We start from the raw sequence: 26,179 nt of genomic DNA, 5'->3' as shown, positions 1-26,179 counted from the left end.
TTGTAAAAACGATTGGGGATTTTTTATATATTTACAACTACTGAGAAACGATTATATATGTAATTGTTTGTTTGTGGTAGTTATAAACAAATCACAGGTGATTTTAATACATTTTAATATGAACAGACTAATTATTGTCGGTAATGGATTTGACATTGCGCATAGATTAAAAACCAAATATGGAGATTTTATAAAATATTATTGGAGTCAAATTAAAGATTCCAGTTATACAGACAATTTTTTGGGATTTCATATTCCAGGATATATTCTAGATGATTGTGATGGACTAAAATCAACAATAGATTATTTTAGTTCTAGAAATATCGATTTAAAAAAAAAGCTAAATAACCCCAATTATTTTAATAATGGAAAATTAGCAATTACTGTAAAGAATGAATTTTTCTGCAGAATAAATGAAAGATATGATGAGGCAGATTGGGTTGATATTGAAATGGAATATTATACAAATTTAAAAAAAATATTAAATCGAGAACCTACGCAAAATGTTGATGAATTTGAAAAGGAAACATACAATAAAATTCTAAAACTAAATGATGATATTTCTATTATAGCAAATGAATTTGATAAATATTTAGAAAGTCAAGTTTTACCAGAAATCGATAACTCTTTTAATCCAAGAATGAAAGAATTGTTTGATAATGATGAAATTTTTGAAAACGATTTAAAACATTTTTTTGCAGAGTTTCCTAAAAATCTTATTGGTAAGGAATTAAAACAAGAATTTGAAAAAAAGAAAAATGAAAGCGGAATAGTAAAAAAATTTGATCATACATTAGTTCTAAATTTTAATTATACAGAAACAATTTTTCACTATTTAAGACCAAAAATGGCTTCAATAATACATATTCATGGACAAGTTAGAAATTCTACAAATCCAATAAATCTTGGATTTGGAGATGAACGAGATAAATTTTACCCAACAATTGAAGACCAAAATGAAAATGAATATTTAAGATTTATAAAGTCTTTTTATTATTCAAACAACAATAATTATAAAGAGCTTTTTGACTTTGTAGAAGAATCTTCATTTCAAGTACAAATTATGGGACATTCTTGTGGTTTGTCAGATAGGACGTTGCTAAATGCAATTTTTGAAAATAGAAACTGTAAATCAATAAAAGTATTTTATCATCAATATCCATCGGCTAAACCAAATGGTCAAACTGATAATTATTCAGATATAGTAAGAAATATTTCTCGCCATTTTAATCAAAAAACAATGATGAGAGATAAAATTGTTAACAAAACTTTGAGTAGAGATTTACCACAACTAAAACTACACTAAACTACTTACATCGGAAGTTTTTTCTTAATAGTTGGTTTTCCTAAGTTCCACAAAAAACTTCCTATAAAATCCAAACAAATACAACCTAACTTTCCATTTTAATCTAACCAAAACCAAACCACATACAATCCAAACGCAAAATACTATTTATTGGTTTTCTAAATTCTCCTCAAACTTTTGTAACAAAAGACAATTTTAGCCGTCCTGTAACTACTAATAAACTCAATTTTTTATGACACAAAAAATCTTCTCAAAAATAACAATAGTTTTTACCCTATTTATAACAATTGCTATTATGGGATTGCTAATTTGGGAATACTACAATGGTGGTGTTTCGGGGCATCATTTTTTAAAAAGAAAAGATATGCCGTTTATTTCCAACTGGTGGGGATTAATTTTACTTCCGTTAGTAACATTTCTATCATTAAAAAGAATTGGGAAAGGAATTAATTATAATCCAGAATTGAGTAATCAACATTTAATTAAACACCATTTATTACCATTTTTAATTGCAGTACTATTTGCTATTTTAATTGTGGTATTTTCTTCAACAGGAAATTCTGAAATATCTTACTTCATGTTTTTGGCACTTTTTATTGTGGCTTTATTTATTCCAATTTACAAATCAGAGTATTTTTTAGGTTTTATTTTAGGACTATCTTACTCTTTTGGAGGTGCTTTACCAGTTATAATCGCAATTGTTTTGACAACTATTTTTTACCTTATTTTCAATTATATTAGACCAATATTTATTTTTATTGGAAATAAAATTAGTAAGAAATAATCTAATATCAACGAATACTTCCAATAAAGACCCAAACAAATATCATCTGACCTTTCATTTTAATCTAACCAAAACCAATCCATGAATACAATCGAAACGCAAAATAACACGCAATGGTTTTCTAAATTTTCTTTAAGTTCTTTAGCCATTGTTGGAGCTATCAATACTGCGCTTTTTGTAATCTTACCGCTTTTACCTTTTAACCTATCAAAGTTTATTCTTCCTGCAGGTTTTTTGGCTTTAGCCTTGTCCGTTTTATTTTCTATTGGGTTTTCTATTTATTGGCACAAAAAAGAGAAAAAAGGAACTTCTAATTCTATAAAATATATTTCGTGGCTTTCAACAATTTTACGTTACTGGATTGCATTTCTATTATTGGATTTTGGATTTCAAAAAATATTTGAAGTCAATTTTAATTATTCCTATCACATAAACGATTCGTTAGCAAGTGCTTTAACTGGTCAAGAATTAACTTGGAAGTATTATGGCTATTCTTATGGATTGGCTTTAATACTGGCGTCATTTCAAATAATTGGCAGTATTCTTTTGTTATTTAAACGCACCATTTTATTAGGCATAACAATACTTTTACCTGTACTATTAAACATCGTTCTTATCAATATTTTTTATTCAATCGGATTCATCACCTTATTTACATCGATTTTAATAACATTAGGTTTGGTTAATCTAATGCTACAGCAAAAAGTTGATATTATACATTTTTTCAATCTTTATAAAAATACTTTGCCGTCCATTGGAACCAATTTTTCACGGTCAATTGCTCGTATATTGTGTATTCTTATTCCGCTATTATTTGTTATTTATTACAATAACAGCGTTCATCTTTCTAAAAAATATTTCGGAAAATGGAAAGTCGAATCAATGACTCGCAACGGAAAATTAATTTCTGAAAATGAATGGCAAAAAGATACATTAGCGTGGAAAACAATTTACATTGAAGAACGTGGAAAAATGTTTTTGTGTCCAAATCCATACCTGTATGTTGACAGCACTTCTATATTTATGAAATACCATTACGATGATAAAAAACAGAATTTTGAAGTTATATCGTATGAAAAAAATCCAAAAAACCCAGATACTATAGCCGTTGATATTTCTAATTTCAACGAAAAATCAATGCAATGGAAAATGATTTTCTACAAAGATACCATTCAAATGAATTTGAAGAAAGTGAATCCAAATTAAGCTAAGATTTGCAAGAAAAATAAAAAATTGTTACTTGAAGTTTGCGTTTTTTTATTTAAAATTTTAATACTCAAAAACTCCATATTCACTGGTAATAGTAAGCTTTTTAGTTTCGCTCGCTTCTACTCTACCAACAATTTGTGCATCAACTCCGAATGATTTAGAGATTTCAATTATATCATTGGCAATATCTTGTGGAACGTATAATTCCATTCTGTGACCACAATTGAATACTTGGTACATTTCTTTCCAATCGGTTTTAGATTGCTCTTGAATCAATTGAAATAATGGTGGCACTGGAAATAAATTATCTTTAATAACGTGTACATTATCTACAAAATGCAAGACTTTGGTTTGTGCTCCACCAGAACAATGTACCATTCCATGAATTTCATTTGAAGTATAGTTATCTAAAATCGATTTGATAATTGGCGCATACGTTCGCGTTGGCGAAAGCACTAATTTTCCAGCATCGATTGACGAATTTGCAACAGCATCGGTCAATTTCACATTACCAGAATACACTAAATCTTTCGGAACAGAACTGTCAAAACTCTCTGGAAATTTATCGGCTAAATAGTTAGCAAAAACATCATGTCTTGCCGACGTTAATCCGTTGCTTCCCATTCCGCCATTGTAATCTTTTTCGTATTTGGCTTGACCGAAAGAAGCCAATCCTACAATAACATCACCAGGTTTTATATTGGCATTATCAATTACTTTATTGCGTTTCATTCTAGCTGTTACAGTAGAATCTACGATAATTGTTCGCACTAAATCACCCACATCGGCAGTTTCTCCGCCAGTAGAATGAATGGTCACGCCAAATGTTTTTAACTCAGCAATAAGTTCTTCGGTTCCGTTGATAATGGCAGAAATTACTTCGGCAGGAATTAAGTTTTTATTTCTTCCGATTGTAGATGAAAGTAGAATATTATCGGTTGCACCAACACATAATAAATCGTCGATGTTCATGATTAACGCATCTTGAGCGATGCCTTTCCACACAGAAATATCACCAGTTTCTTTCCAATACATGTAGGCTAACGACGATTTTGTTCCGGCGCCATCGGCATGCATTATTAAACAATACTCTTTGTCATTGGTTAAATAATCGGGAACAATTTTACAGAAAGCTTTAGGAAATAAACCTTTATCAATATTTTTGATGGCGTTGTGAACATCTTCTTTAGATGCAGAAACTCCGCGCATTGCATAGCGTTGGCTGTTATCAGAACTCATTATTTGCGTTGTTGAACTGAAATTTATTCCAGTTTAGTTGTGTGGTGCAAAGATAGTAATTTGAATTTCGAATAAAGAACTACAAATTAGTATTTTTTAAAGTTTTGATAATTATTTATTTCCAATCGACCATTACGGCATCATTGAACAAATTGACTCTTGAATTTAGTAAACCAACCGTAAACTTTTTAATCATCCTTTGCGAAATTCCATCGTTGGATGTTGAGATAAAAATTAAATCGGCTTCGTTAGGAGAAAATCTGACGTCTAAATCATTAAATCCAGATGGTTTTTCTACAGGAACTTCTGTGGTTAAACCAGTTACAAAATTATGCATGTAAATTCGTGAATCCAATTGTCGGTAATTTGCGTTTTCAAATCCTGTTATGTCACGACAAAAAACAATGCGTTGGTTATTTGCCGAAAGGTGAATTCCGTTAATTGCTCCGTTTATTCCTGAAATAACATTGTTTAAAACAGCGCCAAATGGATTTATGGTATATAGTTCGACATTGTAACCATTGCTATCATTGACTTTTAATGCAATTACCGATCCGTCATAACTCCAATCACATTCGGTTATGAATTTACCGTTTGGGGTTTGATATATTTGGGTTAAACCCGAACCATCAGCATTAATAATATACAATTTATTAAAATTTGGATAGATTATTTGAGAACCATTGGTTTTCCAAGCGAACTTAGCATAATCAAAATTGAATGCTGCAATTGGAACTGTATTGGTTACTTTAAACAAGCCCGAACCATCATAATTCATTGTATAAATATGATTTTGAGAACCGTCCGATTGTATAAAAGCAATTTTGCCCGACTGTAAATTCTTTACAGGTCGGAAACTATTTTTAGCAGAAGAAGTGAGTTGCAGTTGATTTCCAGCATCATCTGCGGTATAAATCACGCTATTAGATTCTATTTTTTTGCTGAATAAAAAACGTGCATCCGGGAAATTTTTAGTTCTAAAAGAGCGAATCGGACTGTAAACTGGATCGTTAATTCCGTCAGAAACTACTACTTGCCAGATGTATTTTGTACTAAAAGTTAAATCGGTTAATGTTAAAGTTGTTGCTGTTAAATCTTCAAAAGTTACAACTTCGTCGGTAACGTCGTTTCTTAAAATCACGGTCGATGTCAATTCGTCTTCTTCGTCAGCATCGGTAACTGTCCAAGTCAAATCTACAGTTAGGTTTTGATTGGTTGCATTATCAGCTGGAGAAGTTAAAACCGGAATTGATGGTGGCATATTACCAGCTGTAGAGACTTTAAGTTCATACACAATTTCTACTTCGGTATCTGTAATTACTGTTACTGCTTCGAATTTCGCAATGTAACCATCTTTTCTAGCTTCAAAAGAGTAATCACCAGCTGGAATATCGTTAATTTGGAAATTTCCTTCGGCATCTGTGAAAACGATACTTGAGTTTGGACTTGAAGAAATTCTTACATTTTCGAGAGGCTCGAAGGTGTCTTCTTTTACGACTTTTCCTTTTATGGAACCTTTACCATCATCGCCTAGTTTTTCTTCGCTACAAGAAAATAGGAAAATTAGTAAAACAAATGTGGTATATTTTAATAGTTGATTCATAACAATGCCTTTTTATTTTTTTCCGAAGTAATACACAAATCCGATTCCTGCTCGCCAGTAATTATCATTTAATTTACCTGCTGAAATGTAATCTATCTCATCGGAAAAAGTTACATTTTGTTCTCCAAAAACACGTACACCAGCATTTTTAGCAAATAGATATTCTAGTCCAAATCCGAATTGCGTTTTCATATGATATTTTAGTACATACGAAGTTCCAGCTGCACCAAAACCACCATAAAAATAAGGAGTTAGCTTGTCTTTTGGAAGTAGAAAAAATTCGGTATTAATGTCAAATGAGCCGTAACTGTCGTCAAATTTATCTTTATTTGATAGACCAAAAAGTTGTAATGAGGCAGAAAAATTAAAATAAGGACTCAAAGCAACTTTACCACTTGCTCGCACAAAATGTCTTGCTTGTGGATTTTCATAATCGCTATCGATGTAAGTTACACCAGAAGCAAAATCTACTCCGTATTTTTTTCTGATTTTATTGGTTGTTCTTCCGTAAAGAAGTGCAGCATCGGCATCGGTTTCTTCAACAGAATACTTTGCATATACTTTATCCATAGTTTCTTTATCGGCAGTAGTTTTCCAAATTCCGTCTTGAATTCCTTCAATAACTAGAGATTCTACACCTTTTTCAATCGCTTCTGTAACCGCAAGATGTACTGGTTCGTTTTTGGTAAAACCAGTTTCCACCTCTAACAATCGTTTGAAACTAACATATCTAAATAAACTGGCGTCAATTGCTTGCGACAGTATCGTTTTAGAAACATAAACTGTTTTTAGAATTTCACCATTTGAAGTAGAAACCAATCGTAAATAAATTGATATACGATCTTGTCTGTATCTAGTTGATGAACCTGCTCCAAAATATCGAGCACCAAAACCTCCGGTTATAATATTGCTATCGTACGATACAATTCCGCCTTCAATTAAAACTCCTGCGTATAAAAGTGGTGTGAGTTGTGTATCATTCGGATTAGCATTTTTAAGATATTCTTGTCTTGTAGAACGAATAATATTACGTTCGTTAAGTAAGTTTCCTAGATTTTCTCTTTCAATAGGAATGAACCATTTAGAATCTTCTAATGCTTTAATTAAAATAGAACTTGCGCCTTGAGTAACCGCTGTACTAAAGGTACTTCCAGTTTCAAGCGCTTTATATTGCCCAGTTTGATCTCTAAATTTATAAACGCCAACTACAACTTTATCTTTTGGACTCGGAAGATTTTTTAGCAATTTAGTAGCACTAGTAGCTTCGCCTAAAGTTGCTTTCTCAACATCAACAGGTTGATTAAAATAGGCTCCGCAACTTGTAAATAGAAAAACTACTAATAGGCTTGTAATTTTTAATAACTTCATTTATTATGGATTTGGGATAATAACTTGAGTCTCTTCGCCAGTGACGGTATCTAAAATATTAATTGTTAAACCTCCTGTAGATTGATAAACTTCTACAGAAAGACTTCCAAAAACATAATTTCCTTCGGATATTCCTTCTTCACCAAATTGTTGGGTAAATAAAGATCGAGAAACTTGATTTAATAATTGTGCATTAAGATTTTCTGTGAATCGTTCAATCTCTGAGCGTTCATCTTTTGCAGCAGCTTTATCTTTGTATAAATTTTGAGATTCGGCAGAACTCAATAGCCATTGATAATTGAATGTATCGCCACCAAAAGCGGGATTTCTTGGTTTATAAACTAATTCTTGTGCAAATGAAAAACCAGAAATAAAAAGAAAAAAAAGAAGTAATAATTTTTTCATAATTTAATACCTAATTATTTGTTCACTTTGACGTTCTAAATTTTTAAAATGTTTAAAAACGGCATTAGCAGATTCCTGAGCCATATAAGTCAGATAGTCTTCATCTGGCTTAATAATAAACTCCGAAATCATATCTGTATCAACAAATATAGTCATTTTTGTATTTCTACCTATTGTTAATTCTTCAGTAAGTTTAACAATTTTATTGGCTTTCTTATTTATTTTACCATATTCGGTATAAAATAAGTCGTAGAAGTCTTTGCCAAATTTGGTTTTTGTTTCGTCAAATACTAGTCCGGTTAGCTCTAAACCATCTTCTGGTACTTCTTTAATTTCTAAAGTCTTTTTTTTTTCGCCTATTACAATTCGATCTTTACCGATGATATTTCCCTTTTCGTCAAAAAGTAACAATAACAATATTATTTCATCGTCTTTGCTTTTATTAATTTGAGTTTTAGATAAATCTTTAATTTGATTTGCTTCCAATGTTTCTCTACCAGATTGTGCATTGGTAGATTTATTACCGCCATTATTACCGTTTTTAATTACCGATAATTTGTATGAAATTGATTTGTAAACATCAGTTAAATTTTCGGCAGTTCCTTTAATCAAAATCAAATCTTCAGTATAGCTCACTTCAATTTTAGCTTTTACTTCTTTATTCATCGTTTGTGATAAAGCTACAAAAGGTAAAATTAAATAGATAAAAAGGAGGATTTTTTTCATGATTTATTTATTGAGAATTATAACCGAACCTGCATTTCCTGTTTGGTTTATAGTTAAATCTTTAGAAATACTATTAGCTCCAATATTGACAATATTTAAATTATTTCCTGTTTGGGTAAAATTAGAGTTGATTGAACTATTTGTTGACAAATTAAAATCAATTACATTATTGTTAGAACCTTGCTGCAGTACAAACTGATTAATTTGATTGGCAGTTTTATCTAAAAAAATAAAATTATCAGAACCATTTTGGTTAAGATTTACATTAGAATTAGACGAGTTGATAGTTGTTCTAGCTTGATTATTATCGCCAATTTGTTGAATAAAAACTGCGTTTTGAGTAGTAGTATTTACAGCATTATTATTTTCTAATGTAGAAAATTTAGAAAGTGTAAGTAATGAATTTTGCTTATTACTAAAAACGGAAGAAAACTCATCCTGCTCCTCTTGAGCAAAACAAGTTCCTAATGAAAATAATAAAATAATACCCGATAAAAATTTGGTTTTCATAATTTTCATATTATTAATAAAGCAAGGCAGCTTTAAAAGAAAACTGCCTTACTCTATATTTAAAATTTAGTTTGATTGTGTAACAGTAGACATGTTCATGTTACCGTTTTGAGTTACAGTACTTAAATGTAAATTACCAGTTTGTGTTGTTAACGCACCGTTTCCATTACCATTTTGAGTTATAAATGAATCATGATCATCACCACTTTGTAAAGTGTCTGCTTGATTCAAGTCTCCTGTTTGATTATGGTTAGCTAAGTTTCCATCACCAACTTGAGATTGGTAAGAATCGTTCATGTCACCATTTTGTTCAGCATAAGCAGAGTTAAAATCTCCTGATTGAACTTGAACAGCTAAACTGTTTGTTGTATCTGGAGTTCCTAATCCTTGATCAACAATTGCATTGTTGCTATCACCAGTTTGAGTTTGCATAGAAGTATTATCACCACCATTGTTAACATCATTTTGATAAGCTAATGCGTAGTTGCTATTACCAATTTGCCATTGATCAGAACTGTTTCCAGATTTTCCTTGGTAAGCAATAGCGTCGTTAGAGTCACCTGTTTGACGTTGTCTTGCCCAATGATCTGTACCTACTTGGAATACACGAGCATCATTCAAACTTCCATTTTGTCTTTGGATAGATTGATTGTCATCGCCAAGTTGAGATGCTAATGCATAGTTACCTGCAGATCCATTTGGTCCTGAACTTTGATCTTGCAATGCATCATTACGATCACCTGTTTGAGTAATGTAAGCATCATTGTTGTCAAATCTTTGTTTTTGCATAGAAACGTTACTGTCTCCTGTTTGAGTAGTAGTTGCATAGTTTCCTTCTGCATTACCAACACCTTGATCAATTGTAGCGTCGTTTAAATCACCGTCTTGTTCAACAAAACCTTGATTGAAATCTCCATTTTGGTTAACTAAAGACTCATTGTCAACACCAGCTTGGTCAACATCAGCTAAATTTGATAATCCACTTAATGGACCAACTGCACCAGCTTGAGTAACCGCTGAGTTGTTAGAACTTCCTACTTGTAGCACATTAGAACTGTTTGAAGTTCCAGACTGTGAAACACTACTTGAATTTGCCTGAGCAAGAGCTACCGTTGTAGCTAGCATCATTGAGATGCTTAAAAACACATTTTTCATAATTTAAATAATTTGGTAAATGATTAAAATGAGGTTAGTGTTTTAGATTTGGGAAAAAATAAAATTAAACTAAATTTTAAAATTCAATCCCACAACGACGTCTTTTTGTAGAACTTGAACTACACAAAACTACAACAAGTATTGTTAAGTAAATGTAAGTAATGAATTAAATTTATAAAAAATGTGAATATTTTCGATACATAATATTTATAGTCGCCAAAATACATCAAATTCACAAAAATATAAGAATTTTACCCATAAAAGTAATATATCACTACGTAAAAATACGTATTTTAGATAATTTCATTAAAGCTAAAGCGTTGATTTTAAGGAAATTAAAATCACCTTTCAATCACTAAAATTTCAACTCTTCGGTTGTCATCTTCTTCTAAAGCGTTTTTTTCTGGTATTGGATGAATTGGTCTTGACACGCCATAGCCTTTAAATGTCATGCGAGTTCTATCAATTTTATTTCGAATAAGATAATTATAAACTGCTCGCGCTCGTGCTGTAGATATCACTTCAGGTTCAGTTGGTCTTTTGCAACAAATGTGTCCTTGGATTTCTATTTTTAAATTAGGATTATCGACCATTACACACAGAAGTTCATATAGAATAGACTCAGATTTAGGAACTACTTTAGCAGAGTTATTGTAAAAATAAATATTATCAAGTTTTAATAAATCGCCTTTCTTAGCCGACTTAATTTTTTCGGTGAATTTATTTTTTTCTAGTTCAATATTATTTTCTGTAACTGCTACAGACGATTTTTCTTTAAATATTATTGTTACTCGCCTATTCTCATCTTGTATTTTTGACTGTTTAAAATCTTCTCCAAATCCGCGAATTTCGATATTCTTTACAACATCAACTTCGCTTTCTATCAAGAAATTATAAACTTCATTAACACGTTTTAAAGCTAATGTATCATTATAGGAGTTGGTTCCTTTCCAATCACAAAAACCATACAACTTTGTTACTTGATAATTTTTCCCTTCAGCAATCCAGGTATTTATTGTTTTTATTGCTTGTTCGTTTAGATTATGCTTATCAAAATCAAAATAGACATTGAGTTTTTCTTGAGCATTAATCCCAAGAGTAAAAATTAGAAATAAAATGATACATTTTTTCATGATTTATTTATCTATAATCATAATTTCAACTCTTCTGTTTTGAGCTGCTTCAAATTCTGTTTTTTCAGGAATAGGAAATTTTGGTTTTGACACTCCAAATCCTTTGACTTTAATTCTTCGTTCGTTGATTCCTTCATAAACCAAAATTCGTTTTATTTGCTTAGCTCTATCAAGCGATAGATTTTTTACATCTTTATCGACACAACAAATATGTCCTTGAATTTCGATTTTAATTTTTGGATATTTATCTAAAACTCTTACCAATTCCGTAATTGATGGTTTAGAATTTGCCATAACAGCGAACGTATTAATATGAAAATTGATGTTATTCAAACGAATTAATGTTCCTTTTGTAGAAAGTTCGATTTTGTCTTGTAAGGTTGCACCTTCAGGGAAATGCATACGTTCTTCTTCAATCGGAATAATCTCTTCTTCTTGAACAACTTTTGGTTTAATACCTAAAATCTCATCTTCGCGAGCTAAATCTTTTTCGAATATATAATGAATAATTGCTTTTCTATTTTCGGCTTTGTTTGTAGATGTTGCACCTTTTTCACCAAGGCTAATGCTTTTAAAATCGTTTCGAATTTTTAATTTCCCATTAACTAAAGCATAAATTGTATTAACACGTTTTTGCGAAAGCGTATCATTAAATCCGTTAGAACCTACTTCATCTGTAGAACCAGTGATTGATAAAATTTTAGATGTTTTATTTTCGATAATCCACTTATCAAATTTGGCCTGTTCTACTTTATTCAAATCATATTTATTGTTGTCAAAATAGACTACAAATTTTTCTTGCGCTTTTCCAATTTGAAAAACTAATAAAAATACACTGTAAAAAAATAACTTCTTCATACTACGAATTTACGGAAATTAAACTTGATGATTGCAAAAGTTGTTCCACAAAAAAACCTGCTAATTTCTTAACAGGTTTTCTCTATTTTTATTATCCAGAAAATTATCTTGTAAATAACAATTCTCTGTATTTTGTCAATGTCCAGATTTCGTCATCTACTAAAAGTTCCAATTTATCACAGTGTTCACGGATTTCATCAAAGTATGGTTTTACTTTATCACAATACGATTCAGCCATTTTTTGAGCATCGGTCAACGCATTAGCTTTTTTACGAGCTTCAGTCATTGCTTCAACTTTAGAATTTATTCCTTCTATATGACCTGAAATTTCTTTGATTAAAACAATCTGCTCTTTTCCAATTTTTTCAAATTCGCTTCCGAAGATTTCTTTCAACCCACGTACGTTTTCAATTAAAGTATTTTGGTAACGAATAGCTGTTGGAATTACGTGATTACGAGCAATATCTCCTAAAACTCTTCCTTCAATTTGGATTTTCTTAGTGTATTCTTCCAATTCAATTTCGTAACGAGCTTCAACCTCAACATGATTCATTACATTTAAATCTTTGAATAAATCTAATGCTTTTTTAGAAATTTTAGCTTTCAAAGCCGCTGGAGTAGTTTTGTGATTACTCAATCCACGTTTTTTAGCTTCTTTTTCCCAAGCATCGCTGTATCCATCGCCTTCAAAAAGGATATTTTTTGTTCCTTTAATATATTCTCTCAATACATTAAAAATCGCTTCGTCTTTCTTTAAATCTTTAGTTTCGATTAAAGTATCAACTTCTTTTTTGAAATCTTTCAACTGTTTTGCAACGATTGAATTTAAAGTTGTCATTGCATTAGCACAGTTTGCAGTAGAACCAACAGCTCTAAATTCGAATTTATTTCCTGTGAAAGCAAATGGTGATGTTCTATTTCTATCCGTATTATCTAACATTACGTCTGGAATTTTACCAACTACATTTAATTTTAAATCGGTTTTTTCTTCTGGAGATAATTTTCCTGTTGAAACACCTTCTAATTCTGCTAAAACTTTTGTCAATTGCGCACCAATAAATACCGAAATAATTGCTGGCGGCGCTTCATTTGCACCCAATCTATGATCATTACTTGCTGTTGCAATTGCTGCACGAAGTAATTCTTCATAATCATTTACCGCTTTGATTGTATTGATAAAAAATGATAAAAATTGTAAATTGCTCATTGGAGTTTTACTTGGAGAAAGTAAATTCACTCCAGTATCTGTAGCCAATGACCAGTTGTTATGTTTTCCAGAACCATTTACACCTTTAAAAGGTTTTTCATGGAAAAGTACTTTAAAATCATGACGCTCACCAACTTTAGACATAACATCCATTAAAAGTGAATTATGGTCAACTGCTAAATTCGTTTCTTCAAATATTGGAGCTAACTCAAATTGATTTGGAGCTACTTCATTGTGACGAGTTTTAACTGGAATTCCCAATAACATACATTCTTCTTCTAATTCTCTCATGTAATTTAATGCACGAGACGGAATTGAACCAAAGTAATGATCATCAAGTTGTTGCCCTTTTGCAGAAGTATGACCAAGTAATGTTCTACCTGTCATCATTAAATCGGGACGTGATTGTGCTAAAGAAGAATCAACCAAGAAATATTCTTGTTCCCAACCTAAAGTGGCTGTTACTTTCTTAACATTTTTATCAAAATATTTACATACATCAGTTGCCGCTTCATCAACAGCATTTAAAGCACGTAAAAGTGGTGTTTTATAATCTAAAGCTTCACCTGTGTAAGAGATGAAAACCGTTGGAATACATAAAGTTGTTCCAAAGATAAAAGCTGGAGAAGTTGGATCCCAAGCTGTATATCCTCTAGCTTCGAATGTATTTCTAATTCCTCCATTTGGGAAAGACGATGCATCTGGTTCTTGTTGTACTAATTGTCCACCACCAAATTTTTCAACTGCATCTGAACCATCATATGAAGTTTCAAAAAAAGCATCATGTTTTTCAGCAGTTGTTCCAGTTAATGGTTGAAACCAGTGCGTGTAATGAGTTACTCCTTTCGACAAAGCCCATTCTTTCATTCCCATTGCAATATAATCGGCTAATTTTCTGTCAATTTTAGTTCCGTGTTGCACGGCATCTTTTACTCCTTTGTGTGCATCTGAAGTTAAAAACTGCTTCATTGCTTTATCATTGAATACATTAGAACCAAAAAGATCTGATTTTCTTCCTGCTTCCTCAAATTTTACAGGCTTTCTACCTGATGCTTCTTTTAATGCTTGAAAACGTAAAGTTGACATAAAATTGATTTTAAAAAGTTATACCCTATTAATTTGATGCAAATATAGCAATATTTTAATTCAAAATTAATTATACCCTATTTTTTTAGGGGCAAATTTTATAAATTAATAATTTTACAATGAATTCATGTTATTAGGATAACATTTAGTGTCTTATAATGTAAAAAAATGAGCACAAAAAAAAGAGACTGCTTTCACAATCTCTTTTACCAAACAAACAAACTATAGACTAACCAAAATCTATTTCATTATTTTTATTTTAGATTCATCAATATTATAAGCTTTGATAACTGCATTATAATCTGAGAAATCTACTTGACTTGCACCTTTATTAGACAAATAGGCAGGAACTATTACAATTCTAAAAGTTTCATTAGTGATATATGTAGGAGTTGTTGCTAAATCATACGTTCCACCAGCATAAATTGTAAAATCTTCTTTACTAAAATCAAAATCGTAATCTAATTCACCTTCTGGCAAATATAAAGTTCTTGGAATTTGTTGCCAAATTGGTGTACTTGAATCAATTGTTCCAGCTAATCTGTATATTAAAATTACGTCTGATGCAAAAATTTGCGGATTCAAAGCGCGATAAATCGTATAACCATCAGCAGGATTGAAATCGAAATTTACATTTCTTAATTCAAAAGCTTCTGCAATTGTATCATTATCAATATCATCTTCGTTAGAGCAAGCGGTTGTTAGTCCTATCATCCCGATAAAAGCTAAAATCAAAGTAAGTTTTTTACTCATAATATTACTGTTTTTTAGGTATTCGTGAATCTTCGATTTCATAGTATATTTTTTTTAGATTAATGACATAAAGATATAACCAATTGTTGTGCCAAAGTTTATTAATTTAAAAAAAATGTATCTTTGACAAATGGAAAATCAGAATAAATTATACATGGTTATGCTTGGATGTCGTCCTGAAGGCAGATATACAGAGCAACACGATATTTTTTTTGGAATTGGAAAATCCTTGAAAGAATTACTTCCAGACATGAAAAATTTTTGGCCCGAAGCAAAAGGTAGAATTCATATTGATGCTTGGCGCGAAGTTACCCAAGTCGATAATTACAAAATTGAAATTTTAGATAAAGGTACGAGCGCACCAACTTCAAATAATTTATTTTTTATAAATCTTGGCGGATATAAAGAAAACGAATTTGAAGAATACCATTATAAAGTTCTAGCCGTTGGTCAAACATTAGCCGATGCTTCAAAAAAAGCAAAAGCAACCACTTTTTACAAACATTGCGGATTTAAAGGCGCAACATCTCATATTGATGATAAATTTGGAATTGATATTGACGATGCTTTTAAAGTTGAAGAAATATTAGCTGATACTTTTACTGAACGATTTGATATTCAAATTTCTGAATCTGATAACACTAACGAAGATAGGCTGCACATTGGCTATTTGAAAATTGATAAACTACAATAACCATGGGAAGAAATAACGAAAGAAATATCAAGAAGCACAACGACAAACTGCATAAAGAGCAAGATAAAGTCAAGGCTAAAAAAGTAGCACGTGAAGAGAAACTAAAAGCTATTGTGAAAAAATTCAATGAAAATAAAGAATAGTTTATGTCCAATTGCTATTGCGGAAATTTACAATCGTTAGAAAATTGTTGCCAACCATATATAATAGGTATAAAGAAAACACCTACTGCAGAAGCATTAATGCGTTCAAGATATTCAGCTTATGCCACGCAAAATGCTGATTATTTAGTAGCAACCACGCATTCATCTACAAGAAAAAATCATAAAAAATCGGATATTTTAGAATGGAGTAAATGCAACCAATGGATAAAATTGGAAGTTCTTGCTACAACTGAAACTACAGTAACTTTTAAAGCGTATTATTTAGATTACCAATTGAAAGCTCAAATTCATCACGAACATTCTACTTTTATTTTTGAAAATGGAAGTTGGTTGTATGTTGATGGAAGTTACTAATTTTATTTGAGCTTGATTGGAATCCAAATTTCTTCTTCAGATTCAGAACTATCATTTTTATATTTTTCTCCTAAAATTTCAAACTGCGGACGACTATCCAATTGATAACCCGAACTAGGTAACCATTCAGTATAAATCGAATTAAAAAATGCAGCCGCATTAGTTTGATCACCTTTATAATTAAAAACAGCATACAATCCTTCTTCCATTACTAAGGTTTCCATTTCATCTGGAATATAATCAAAATTTGTAACTGCAACCGCAGCCCATTTCACAAAAGGCGTATTGGGTTTAAAATCGAAATCTTTGGGATTGATTTGGATGTTGTAAACTTCGTTACCAATGACGTTTTTAATTTCTTTTCGTCTTGGCATGAAACTACTCCATAATTCGAAAGTGCGATAATCTACATAAGTAAACGAAAGGTTTTTACCGATGAATTTTGTGGTTGGGAAGGTTTTTATTGTTGGGTTCATTTTTCAAAAATAAAAAAAACCTTCTAACAATTAAACATCTTTTTGCAAGTTATTCCATTAATAAAATCAATTTTTCAATTAGATGGTAATTTTACAAATTTGCCAATAAAGGATATAATAAACTTGAGATGACTTAATAGTAAGTTTACAAAATAAAATTTAACATTATGAAAACCGAAAAAATTATTGGAACTGTATTAATCTTAATTTCGCTTTATGTTGGCTATTTAGGAATCGATAAAGTTTCTAACAACAGTAAAGAAGTCAAAGTTTTAGGATTAGAAATTGATGCTTCAAACGAATCTGGAAAAGAAAAAGGGTATTTGTTTATTGGTATCGCTGTAGTTTTATTTGCAGGTGGATTATATTCGATAAATAAAAAATAATAGAATAAAAAAAAGACCTTCCAATTCTGAAAGGTCTTTTTTTCTATTTTCGTTATTCTATTTTCTTAATTACATATTTCTTCTGTACTGTCCACCAACTTCAAACAATCCGTTTGTGATTTGACCTAACGAACAAACTTTGGTTGCGTCCATCAATAATTCAAAAAGATTTTTGTTTTTAATTGCTGCTGTTTGTAACAAATCTATTTGTTCGGCAACTTTATCAGCACTTGATTTTTGTAAATTGGTTAACATATCAATTTGATATTGCTTTTCTTCTTCGGTTGCACGAATAACTTCCGCTGGAATTACCGTTGGCGAACCTTTAGAACTCAAGAACGTATTCACACCAATAATTGGGAACTCGCCTGTATGTTTCAAAGTTTCATAATACAACGATTCTTCTTGAATTTTAGAACGCTGGTACATTGTTTCCATTGCGCCAAGAACTCCACCACGTTCTGTAATTCTGTCAAATTCTTGTAAAACTGCATTTTCAACTAAATCGGTCAATTCTTCAATGATGAACGAACCTTGAATTGGATTTTCGTTTTTCGCCAAACCTAATTCTTTATTAATAATCAACTGAATTGCCATTGCTCTACGAACCGATTCTTCGGTTGGCGTTGTAATCGCTTCGTCATACGCATTGGTATGCAACGAGTTACAGTTATCATAAATTGCGTACAAGGCTTGTAACGTTGTACGAATATCATTGAAGTCAATTTCTTGTGCGTGTAACGAACGACCCGATGTTTGAATATGGTATTTCAACATTTGCGCTCTTTCGTTGGCTCCGTATTTATTTTTCATGGCTTTTGCCCAAATTTTACGCGCCACACGACCGATTACAGCATATTCTGGATCAATTCCGTTAGAGAAGAAGAATGATAAATTCGGACCGAAATCGTTGATGTTCATTCCGCGACTTAAATAATATTCCACGTAAGTGAAACCATTAGAAAGTGTGAAAGCCAACTGCGTTATAGGATTTGCTCCAGCTTCGGCAATATGATATCCAGAAATTGAAACCGAATAAAAATTACGAACATTTTGTTTGATGAAATATTCCTGAACGTCACCCATCAATCGAAGTGCAAATTCTGTAGAGAAAATACAAGTATTCTGAGCTTGATCTTCTTTTAAAATATCGGCTTGAACCGTTCCACGAACTTGAGATAAAGTTTTAATTTTGATATCATTATAAACATCCAACGGTAAAACTTGATCACCAGTTACTCCCAAAAGCATCAAGCCTAAACCATTATTTCCTTCAGGCAAATCTCCTTGATATTTTGGTCGGATAGTTCCTTTTTTCTTGTAGATTTCGTTGATTTTTTCTTCTACTTCAACTTGAAGGTTATTTTCAACAATGAATTTTTCACAATTTTGATCGATGGCAGCATTCATGAAAAACCCAAGTAACATTGGCGCTGGACCATTAATTGTCATGGAAACCGAAGTTAACGGATGACTCAAATCGAAACCTGAATATAATTTTTTAGCATCGTCCAAACAACAAATTGAAACACCAGCATTACCGATTTTTCCATAAATATCAGGACGAATGTGTGGATCATTTCCGTATAAAGTTACCGAGTCAAACGCGGTTGAAAGACGTTTTGCAGGCAATCCAGCAGAAACATAATGGAAACGTTTGTTGGTACGTTCTGGTCCACCTTCACCAGCAAACATTCGGCTTGGATCTTCTCCTTCACGTTTAAATGGATACAATCCTGACGCAAATGGAAATTCTCCTGGAACATTTTCTTGTAAATTCCATTTTAAAATATCACCCCAAGCTTGGTACTTTGGTAATGAGATTTTCGGAATTTGAGAATGTGATAAACTTTCGGTATGTGTAGCAATTTTAATTTCTTTATCCCGAACTTTAAAGCTATAAATCGGATTTTTATATTTGGCTACTTTTTCATCCCAAGTAAGAATCACTTCCCAATTGTAGGGATCCAAATTCATTTTTACACGGTCGAATTCTTTTACCAAAAGATTTAAAAATTCGTTTCTATTTTCATCTTTTGAATGCAAAATAGTTTCTTCTATTCCAGCCTTTGTTAACGTAGGTTTGCTTCCAAAAACAGTTTCGATGGTTTTGTAAATTCCGTATAACTTTTGTGCCACCTCAACTTGAGATAGCGCTATTTCGTCGTATTTTCTATTATTCTCAGCAATTTCAGATAAATAACGTGTTCTGTGTGGCGGAATTACGAAAATTTTCTCGCTCATTTCACGTGTAATTTCGAACGTCGATTTTAAATCGGCACCCGTTTTTTCTACAATTTTATCCATAATAGATTTGTAGAGCGTGTTCATTCCTGGATCGTTAAATTGTGATGCGATTGTTCCAAAAATTGGCATCGAATCTACATTTTCATCCCACAAATTATGATTGCGTTGGTATTGTTTTTTAACATCACGGATGGCATCTAATGCACCACGTTTGTCAAATTTATTTAATGCTACTAAATCGGCAAAATCCAACATATCAATTTTTTCCAATTGTGTTGCAGCACCAAATTCAGGGGTCATAACGTATAGCGAAACATCAGAGTGATCCATAATTTCGGTATCACTTTGACCAATTCCAGAAGTTTCTAAAATAATGATATCGTATTTTGCAGCTTTCAAAACTTCGATTGCTTCGTTTACATATTTTGACAAAGCCAAATTCGATTGACGCGTTGCCAAAGAACGCATGTAAACTCTAGAATTATTGATAGCATTCATACGAATTCTATCGCCTAAAAGTGCACCACCAGTTTTACGTTTTGATGGATCGACAGAAATTAATCCTATGGTTTTTTCTGGAAAATCGATTAAAAATCTTCTCACCAATTCATCAACTAATGATGATTTTCCTGCGCCACCAGTTCCTGTAATTCCTAAAACTGGAATTTTATTGGTTTCATTTTTCTTATGAATTTCGTCAAAAGCCGCTTTTGCTATTTCAGGAAAATTCTCTGCAGCCGAAATTAATCGTGCAATTGCAGTAGGATTTTTATCTTCGATATGTGCCAATTCATCCGTTAATTTATCACCAATTGGATAATCGGAACGTTGCACTAAATCGTTAATCATTCCTTGTAATCCCATGGCACGTCCATCGTCTGGCGAATAAATTCTTTCAATGCCGTATTCATGTAATTCTGAAATTTCTGATGGAAGAATAACTCCGCCACCACCGCCGAAAATCTTAATATGACCTGCTCCTTTTTCTTTAAGCAAATCGTACATGTATTTGAAATATTCATTGTGTCCTCCTTGATATGATGTCATTGCAATAGCATTGGCATCTTCTTGAATGGCAGTATTTACTACTTCTTCAACACTTCTATCGTGACCAAGATGAATTACCTCAACACCAGTTGACTGAATAATTCTACGCATGATATTTATGGCAGCATCGTGACCGTCAAAAAGTGATGCAGCGGTAACAATTCTTACTTTATTTTTAGGAATATAGGGAGTTTGTGGTTCCATTTATAATTTTTATTCGAATTTAGGTGTGCAATTTACGAATTTAATAATTTTTATACGATTTTATTCTGGGTAAATTATCTTCAGAAATATCTGTAGCACTAATTTTACAGAAAATTTATATCTATCTGATAATTAATCAATTTTGAAATTTAAAAATTACTATTAACTTAATTTTAGAGCAAATATTTAATTGAGGCATTATCTTTGTTAACAACAAGAATATAAAAATAACGAAAATAAATACGTATGAAAATGAACAAGACACTTTTAGTAGCATCGATTTTGTTTTTTGGAACAACTGTTTCAGGATGTGCCGAAATGCAACAGGTTGCCAATCAATTACCCGGAATTTTAAATCAGGGAACCGGAACGCTTGATATTGCTGGCGGATTGAAAGAAGCATTGAATAATGGAATTAACAAACAAGTTGTAAAATTGACTGCCGTTGATGGATTTTACAAAAACCAAATGGTTAAAATTTTACTTCCAGAAGAACTACAAAAAGTAGACAAAGGATTGCGTAGTATTGGTTTATCAAGTTTGGCCGACGAAGGTTTGAAAGTATTAAACAGAGCAGCTGAAGATGCAGTAAAAGAAGCTACACCAATTTTTGTTGATGCTATAAAAGGGATGACTTTTGCCGATGCAAAAAACATTTTGATGGGTAATGAAAATTCGGCAACAACCTATTTACAAAATAGCACAACAACTGCATTGTACGGAAAATTCAATCCTGTAATTAAAAATTCATTTACCAAAGTTGGAGCTGATAAAGTATGGTCGAATATTATTACCAAATACAATTCTATTCCTTTAGTAAAAAAAGTAAATCCAGATTTGACTGATTATACTACTACTAAAGCATTAGAAGGAGTTTTTAAAATGGTAGCGGTTGAAGAAAAAAATATCAGAACCGATTTAAATGCAAGAAGTTCTGATTTATTGAAAAAAGTTTTTGCTTTGCAAGATAAAAAATAGTTGTATTAAAGTGTTTTTAAGCCTTTAAAACTGGCTAGTTTAGGGCATAGAATAAATCCTACAACGTTTTAATAATCAATAACATAAGAATAACATTATCTTAACATATAGATTTAAAAAATCGTCGGATATTTGCAAAGTAATAGATGAGGATTTATTATTTTGTTTGGTTTAGGTTAGTTAAAGTATGAACCAGTGTTTGGAGAAGCACTGGTTTTTTTTGTTTAAAACTTCAACTTATTGAATTTTAGACTGTAATAGTTTGAAGTAATCAAATGCTTTTAAAATTCTACTTCCGTACCACGAAAACATTTCTCCATCTACAAAAACGGTTTTGGCATGATGTGTAAATCGTCCGAGTTCAAAAGCGTGTTCATCATTAAAAGGAAACGGTTCTGATGATAGAAAAACATAATCTGGATCGCCTTGAATTCGCATTTTTTGGATGATTATTTCAGGATAACGCTCTTCCCTATTTTCATAAATATTTTCAAATTTATTTAGTTTCAACATTTCGTTGATAAATGTATTATTTCCTGCAACCATGTATGGATTTGCCCAAATAAAATACGCAGCTCTTTGAAACGGTTTGTCTTTCATGAACGACACAAAATCTGCGTAAGCGAAATTAATTTTATCTGATATTTTTTGTGCTTCGGTACGTTTATTGAACAATTGTCCGAAATCGTGAATCATTTTCAAATTGTCTTCAATTGTCACAATATCAGTTACCCAAACAGGGCAAATTTTTCTTAATTCTTCAACAATTTCAAGCGTATTTTCTTCTTTATTGGCAATAATAATATCAGGTTGAAGCGCTTTTATTTTATCGAATTTTACATTTTTTGTGCCACCAATAATTTCTTTAGTCGATTTTAAATGGTAAGGATGCACGCAAAATTTAGTGATTGCAATGATATTTTCTTCCAAACCTAAATCATAAAGTAATTCGGTTTGCGATGGAACTAATGAAATTATTCGTTTTGGAGAAGTTTCAAAAGTGTGGAACGTTCCTAGTTGATCTTGAAGTTGTTTCATGTTATTTTTAAACTACTATCTATATGTTTATTCATTTTTACTAAAGAAAGTAGCTAACGATTTGTAATTTGTTAATAATAAATAACCCAAAACAATATTAATTATTCCAATTGTTATTCCAAAATAATCAACTGATGTGCCTTCTATTGGAGCAGCACTTCCTTTATATTTGAATGCATTAACTATATCAAATAACAAACCTGGGATGTAATCTAAAATCAAGAAGCTTCCAATAATAATAATTGATAATTTCAAAATGCTTTCATTCTTCAAATTCTCTATCTGAATTTGTTCATCATCAAACCCTTTATCTAATTTAAGAAAGTTGATTATTGTATCTGTCTTAAAAATTAAAAGTAAAAATAATCCCGTTGGAATTAATATGGTACTTAAAATGATTAAAATTATAATTGTGTCTAGCTGATAAACTAAATTTGAAATATTATTTGGAATAACTGTAAACAGTGTTAATATTCCAGAATATAATCCGAAAATTTTTATTAAAACACGAAATAAATCTCTTTTAGTCATACAATTATCTTTTTAGAATCACATCCATTTCCTTTTGCATTTTCATAGCTTCTTCTCTTGCTTTTTCAGCAAAGTCAATTCCATTTGATGCATAAATAATTCCGCGAGAAGAGTTTATTAGAAGTCCAACATTTTCACTCATTCCGTATTTGCAAACTTCTTGAAGGCTTCCACCTTGAGCGCCAACACCAGGAACAAGCAAGAAACTATTTGGAATTATTTTTCTAATTTCTGTAAAATATTCAGCTTTGGTTGCGCCAACAACATACATTAGGTTTTCGGAATTTTTCCATGTTTTGGATGTTTCAATCACCACTTTATAGAGCTCTTTCCCATCAACATTTTTCGTTTGAAAATCGAATGCACCTTCGTTTGAAGTTAAAGCCAACATAATAGCATGTTTGTTTTGAAAAGCCAAAAACGGTTCAACAGAATCTTTTCCCATGTATGGCGCAACGGTTACACTATCAAAATTTAAATCATCCAAAAAAGCTTTGGCATACATAGTTGAAGTATTTCCAATATCGCCGCGTTTTGCATCGGCAATTGTAAAAATTTCAGGATACTTTTCGTTAATATAATTAATGGTTTTTTGTAATGATTGCCAACCTTTTATCCCGTAAGCTTCATAAAAAGCCGTATTTGGTTTGTAGGAAACGCATAAATCATTTGTAGCATCAATAATCGCTTTGTTGAATTCGAAAATTGGGTCTTCGAGTTCTAATAAATGTTGAGGAATTTTAGTTAAATCGACATCCAATCCGATGCAGAGAAATGATTTTTTAAGGCGAATTTGATCAATTAATTGTTGTGTAGTCATTGTTGTGTTTCGTTGTTTTGCAAAATTACAAACATCTATTCAATAAAACATAAAATAGTGCAACATTCTAAAGAAATTATGTAATAAATTATGGCTTCAATGGGATTAACTTTGTAAATACAAATACTAACAATATTCAAAAAACTAATGTTATGGCGGTAAATGAAACACGATTTGGATTATCTAAAAAAGAGATTACATCAAGCACAGACAACTTAACTATTATTTTAGGAAGTGAAATGGTCTTTTATGTAAAAATGAGGAATTATCACTGGAATATTTCTGGAAATAGTTTTATTGAATTGCATCGATTAATTGAAGAACAATACAAAAAAGTAGAGTTTTTAATTGATGAAATTGCAGAACGCATTAGTAAATTAGGCGGAAAAGCAATTGGAAGTATGCAGGAGTTTTTGAAAAACTCAGTTTTAGAAGAAGCAAAAACTACAACTGTTGGTCAAAAAGAAATGCTGGAAGATTTATGGAATGATCACAACACAATGGCGAAAAAATTGCGCGAATTTATAGAAACAATTGATGAAGAAACTAGTGATTTAGTTACTGTAGATTTCCTTACATCGGTATTAGAATCACATGAATCTATGGGTTGGATGTTAAAAAAGTACTTGAGTTAAAACGTAAAAATATAGAAATGATACTACAACTTAATCCTTCAATTTTGGTTGAAACACCATTAGGAACTGGACAAACTTTATTTATCATTGATTATGGCATGCATCAAAATTCGTGTTGGGTTGTAGCTTTGCAGGAAACTGGCGTTATAAAACATTTTGACTGTAATGATGTGATATTAAGCACTAATTACACTTACGGAATGAATTTAAGACATAACAAGTTTGTAGAAGAAAAAGCCAATAAAAAATAAAACAGATTATTAATATTTAAATATAGAAATCATGAACAGTACAGAACTTAAAGGAAAATGGAATGAGTTGAAAGGAACTTTAAAGCAAAAGTATGCCGATTTAACCGACGATGATTTGTTATTTGAAGAAGGAAAAGAAGACGAATTGTACGGAAGAATTCAGCAAAGAATTGGCTCAACCAAGGAAGAAATTAAAAAAATGATTTCTGAATTGTAATGAAATTTAGCACAGAGAAAAGTTTTTTCTGTGCTTTTTTATTTATAATTCACAGCGTTTACAGTAACACGAGTTTATTTTCTAATGCTTATACTAAACTTTAACAATTTATAAGTTATTAACATTCAACAATAAGCATTAAAACAATTACTAATGCATAGATCGAAAAAGACCTAAATGTTTTTAAATGCAAAAAAAAACTATCTTTACTTAAATGAATTAGCACTTATGAAAGTATATTTAAAATTTGATTACAACATTTTAACCAAAAAAATCATCCAAGAAAAGCTATCAGAGCTTGGTTGCAAATACACAATTGCAGGATTTGGTGAAATTGATTTCTTAGAAAATATTCCTGATGAAAAGATTAATGATTTATCAGCTAAGTTTGAATCTTATGGGATTGAAATGGTTGAGAATCAGAAGAGTGTTTTAGTTCAAAAAATTAAAGACACCATTACTGAATTGGTTACAAGTGAAGAACCATTAAATGTAAAAAGTTCAGTTTTTATAGCCGAAAAATTGAATCATAGTTACGGATATTTGTCCAATTTATTTTCGGATGTTACTTACACGTCAATAGAAAATTATATTATTATTCAAAAAATTGAGTTGGCCAAGCAACTGATTATTAATAATCAACTTAGTTTAACTGAAATAGCATATCGATTAAATTATTCTAGTGTTGCACATTTGAGTACACAATTTAAAAATACAACTGGAATTACTCCATCGGCTTTTCAAAGAATTATTACAAAAAGACGAGAATTATCGTCAAAAAATAACTAATAAAAC

28 protein-coding genes are annotated in these 26,179 nt (G+C 31.2%); 12 read left to right on the top strand and 16 right to left on the bottom strand.

What is annotated here, in order from left to right; translation table 11 throughout:
* Nucleotides 1-118: 118 nt before the first annotated feature.
* The 3 genes from LG45_RS16225 (at nucleotide 119) to LG45_RS03140 (ending at nucleotide 3,296) form a co-directional block, all read left to right on the top strand.
* Nucleotides 119-1,306: an AbiH family protein gene (locus LG45_RS16225; RefSeq protein ID WP_081932027.1), complete on the top strand. Its 1,188-nt coding sequence runs from the start codon at nucleotides 119-121 to the stop codon at nucleotides 1,304-1,306.
* Nucleotides 1,307-1,538: 232 nt separating this feature from the next.
* Nucleotides 1,539-2,090, top strand: a complete 552-nt coding sequence (locus LG45_RS03145; protein ID WP_131494636.1) for a hypothetical protein — start codon at nucleotides 1,539-1,541, stop codon at nucleotides 2,088-2,090.
* Between the two features lie 81 nt (nucleotides 2,091-2,171).
* Nucleotides 2,172-3,296, top strand: a complete 1,125-nt coding sequence (locus LG45_RS03140; protein ID WP_035124344.1) for a VIT1/CCC1 transporter family protein — start codon at nucleotides 2,172-2,174, stop codon at nucleotides 3,294-3,296.
* 63 nt (nucleotides 3,297-3,359) lie between these two features.
* Here the strand turns inward: LG45_RS03140 and LG45_RS03135 are convergent, their stop codons facing one another.
* The 11 genes from LG45_RS03135 to LG45_RS03080 all read right to left on the bottom strand — a co-directional run bounded on the left by LG45_RS03135 (nucleotide 3,360) and on the right by LG45_RS03080 (nucleotide 15,384).
* Entirely contained in the window at nucleotides 3,360-4,538 is a 1,179-nt protein-coding gene (locus LG45_RS03135; RefSeq protein WP_035124343.1) for an AIR synthase related protein, read from the bottom strand.
* Between the two features lie 115 nt (nucleotides 4,539-4,653).
* Nucleotides 4,654-6,141: a carboxypeptidase-like regulatory domain-containing protein gene (locus LG45_RS03130; RefSeq protein WP_035124341.1), complete on the bottom strand. Its 1,488-nt coding sequence runs from the start codon at nucleotides 6,139-6,141 to the stop codon at nucleotides 4,654-4,656.
* A gap of 12 nt (nucleotides 6,142-6,153) precedes the next feature.
* Nucleotides 6,154-7,509 (bottom strand): CsgG/HfaB family protein, encoded by a 1,356-nt coding sequence (locus LG45_RS03125; protein WP_035124339.1) that lies wholly within the window; start codon nucleotides 7,507-7,509, stop codon nucleotides 6,154-6,156.
* A gap of 3 nt (nucleotides 7,510-7,512) precedes the next feature.
* Nucleotides 7,513-7,914, bottom strand: a complete 402-nt coding sequence (locus LG45_RS03120; RefSeq protein WP_035124338.1) for a curli production assembly/transport component CsgF — start codon at nucleotides 7,912-7,914, stop codon at nucleotides 7,513-7,515.
* A gap of 3 nt (nucleotides 7,915-7,917) precedes the next feature.
* Nucleotides 7,918-8,640, bottom strand: a complete 723-nt coding sequence (locus LG45_RS16440) for a CsgE family curli-type amyloid fiber assembly protein (protein WP_089046956.1) — start codon at nucleotides 8,638-8,640, stop codon at nucleotides 7,918-7,920.
* Nucleotides 8,641-8,643: 3 nt separating this feature from the next.
* The gene (locus tag LG45_RS03105; protein ID WP_131494635.1) at nucleotides 8,644-9,150 is read right to left on the bottom strand and encodes a hypothetical protein; all 507 of its coding nucleotides are present in this window, start codon (nucleotides 9,148-9,150) and stop codon (nucleotides 8,644-8,646) included.
* Nucleotides 9,151-9,216: 66 nt separating this feature from the next.
* Entirely contained in the window at nucleotides 9,217-10,305 is a 1,089-nt protein-coding gene (locus LG45_RS03100) for a hypothetical protein (RefSeq protein WP_081932026.1), read from the bottom strand.
* 341 nt (nucleotides 10,306-10,646) lie between these two features.
* A complete protein-coding gene (locus LG45_RS03095) occupies nucleotides 10,647-11,438 on the bottom strand; it encodes an OmpA family protein (RefSeq protein WP_035124334.1) in 792 nt (263 codons plus the stop codon).
* A gap of 3 nt (nucleotides 11,439-11,441) precedes the next feature.
* Nucleotides 11,442-12,296: an OmpA family protein gene (locus LG45_RS03090; RefSeq protein ID WP_035124333.1), complete on the bottom strand. Its 855-nt coding sequence runs from the start codon at nucleotides 12,294-12,296 to the stop codon at nucleotides 11,442-11,444.
* Nucleotides 12,297-12,399: 103 nt separating this feature from the next.
* On the bottom strand, nucleotides 12,400-14,589 hold the full coding sequence (locus LG45_RS03085) for a glutamine synthetase III family protein (protein WP_035124332.1): 2,190 nt from the start codon (nucleotides 14,587-14,589) through the stop codon (nucleotides 12,400-12,402).
* A 240-nt stretch (nucleotides 14,590-14,829) separates the two neighbouring features.
* Nucleotides 14,830-15,384, bottom strand: coding sequence for a hypothetical protein (locus LG45_RS03080; protein WP_240471804.1), 555 nt, complete (start codon nucleotides 15,382-15,384; stop codon nucleotides 14,830-14,832).
* 88 nt (nucleotides 15,385-15,472) lie between these two features.
* Here LG45_RS03080 and LG45_RS03075 point away from each other — a divergent pair, with 88 nt between their 5' ends.
* The 3 genes from LG45_RS03075 to LG45_RS03070 are packed head-to-tail and all read left to right on the top strand — an operon-like array spanning nucleotide 15,473 to nucleotide 16,554.
* Complete coding sequence (locus tag LG45_RS03075; RefSeq protein WP_035124331.1) at nucleotides 15,473-16,036, top strand: DUF1543 domain-containing protein; 564 nt, start codon at nucleotides 15,473-15,475, stop codon at nucleotides 16,034-16,036.
* Nucleotides 16,037-16,038: 2 nt separating this feature from the next.
* A complete protein-coding gene (locus tag LG45_RS16435) occupies nucleotides 16,039-16,179 on the top strand; it encodes a hypothetical protein (RefSeq protein WP_089046957.1) in 141 nt (46 codons plus the stop codon).
* A gap of 3 nt (nucleotides 16,180-16,182) precedes the next feature.
* A complete protein-coding gene (locus tag LG45_RS03070) occupies nucleotides 16,183-16,554 on the top strand; it encodes a YchJ family protein (RefSeq protein ID WP_035124330.1) in 372 nt (123 codons plus the stop codon).
* A gap of 2 nt (nucleotides 16,555-16,556) precedes the next feature.
* Here LG45_RS03070 and LG45_RS03065 read toward each other — a convergent pair whose 3' ends face one another.
* Complete coding sequence (locus LG45_RS03065; protein WP_035124329.1) at nucleotides 16,557-17,030, bottom strand: GyrI-like domain-containing protein; 474 nt, start codon at nucleotides 17,028-17,030, stop codon at nucleotides 16,557-16,559.
* A 167-nt stretch (nucleotides 17,031-17,197) separates the two neighbouring features.
* On the opposite strand from LG45_RS03065, the gene LG45_RS03060 reads away from it, so the two are divergent.
* Nucleotides 17,198-17,416 (top strand): DUF5963 family protein, encoded by a 219-nt coding sequence (locus LG45_RS03060; RefSeq protein WP_035124327.1) that lies wholly within the window; start codon nucleotides 17,198-17,200, stop codon nucleotides 17,414-17,416.
* Nucleotides 17,417-17,485: 69 nt separating this feature from the next.
* On the opposite strand, the gene LG45_RS03055 is transcribed toward LG45_RS03060, so the two are convergent.
* Nucleotides 17,486-20,914, bottom strand: a complete 3,429-nt coding sequence (locus LG45_RS03055) for a methylmalonyl-CoA mutase family protein (protein WP_035124325.1) — start codon at nucleotides 20,912-20,914, stop codon at nucleotides 17,486-17,488.
* Between the two features lie 252 nt (nucleotides 20,915-21,166).
* Here LG45_RS03055 and LG45_RS03050 point away from each other — a divergent pair, with 252 nt between their 5' ends.
* Entirely contained in the window at nucleotides 21,167-21,892 is a 726-nt protein-coding gene (locus tag LG45_RS03050; protein ID WP_035125324.1) for a DUF4197 domain-containing protein, read from the top strand.
* Between the two features lie 237 nt (nucleotides 21,893-22,129).
* Here the strand turns inward: LG45_RS03050 and LG45_RS03045 are convergent, their stop codons facing one another.
* From LG45_RS03045 to pyrF, 3 genes are read right to left on the bottom strand one after another with little or no spacing between them, the layout of a single operon-like run.
* Nucleotides 22,130-22,930 carry an ABC transporter substrate-binding protein gene (locus LG45_RS03045; RefSeq protein WP_035124323.1) on the bottom strand — a complete coding sequence of 267 codons (801 nt, stop codon included), beginning with the start codon at nucleotides 22,928-22,930 and terminating at the stop codon, nucleotides 22,130-22,132.
* Between the two features lie 27 nt (nucleotides 22,931-22,957).
* Nucleotides 22,958-23,461: a hypothetical protein gene (locus tag LG45_RS03040; RefSeq protein ID WP_035124321.1), complete on the bottom strand. Its 504-nt coding sequence runs from the start codon at nucleotides 23,459-23,461 to the stop codon at nucleotides 22,958-22,960.
* A gap of 4 nt (nucleotides 23,462-23,465) precedes the next feature.
* Nucleotides 23,466-24,281 (bottom strand): orotidine-5'-phosphate decarboxylase, encoded by an 816-nt coding sequence (gene pyrF / locus LG45_RS03035; protein WP_035124319.1) that lies wholly within the window; start codon nucleotides 24,279-24,281, stop codon nucleotides 23,466-23,468.
* 152 nt (nucleotides 24,282-24,433) lie between these two features.
* On the opposite strand from pyrF, the gene LG45_RS03030 reads away from it, so the two are divergent.
* The 4 genes from LG45_RS03030 (at nucleotide 24,434) to LG45_RS03015 (ending at nucleotide 26,173) form a co-directional block, all read left to right on the top strand.
* Entirely contained in the window at nucleotides 24,434-24,916 is a 483-nt protein-coding gene (locus LG45_RS03030; protein ID WP_035124317.1) for a Dps family protein, read from the top strand.
* Between the two features lie 17 nt (nucleotides 24,917-24,933).
* Complete coding sequence (locus tag LG45_RS03025) at nucleotides 24,934-25,167, top strand: hypothetical protein (RefSeq protein ID WP_035125323.1); 234 nt, start codon at nucleotides 24,934-24,936, stop codon at nucleotides 25,165-25,167.
* A gap of 31 nt (nucleotides 25,168-25,198) precedes the next feature.
* Nucleotides 25,199-25,384, top strand: a complete 186-nt coding sequence (locus LG45_RS03020) for a CsbD family protein (protein WP_035124314.1) — start codon at nucleotides 25,199-25,201, stop codon at nucleotides 25,382-25,384.
* A 228-nt stretch (nucleotides 25,385-25,612) separates the two neighbouring features.
* The gene (locus LG45_RS03015; protein ID WP_035125321.1) at nucleotides 25,613-26,173 is read left to right on the top strand and encodes a helix-turn-helix domain-containing protein; all 561 of its coding nucleotides are present in this window, start codon (nucleotides 25,613-25,615) and stop codon (nucleotides 26,171-26,173) included.
* Nucleotides 26,174-26,179: the final 6 nt, after the last annotated feature.

The sequence above is a fragment of the Flavobacterium aquatile LMG 4008 = ATCC 11947 genome (assembly GCF_000757385.1).
In the GTDB taxonomy this organism is placed as follows: Bacteria; Bacteroidota; Bacteroidia; order Flavobacteriales; family Flavobacteriaceae; genus Flavobacterium; species Flavobacterium aquatile.
This window is presented reverse-complemented; position numbering and strand designations above follow the sequence as displayed.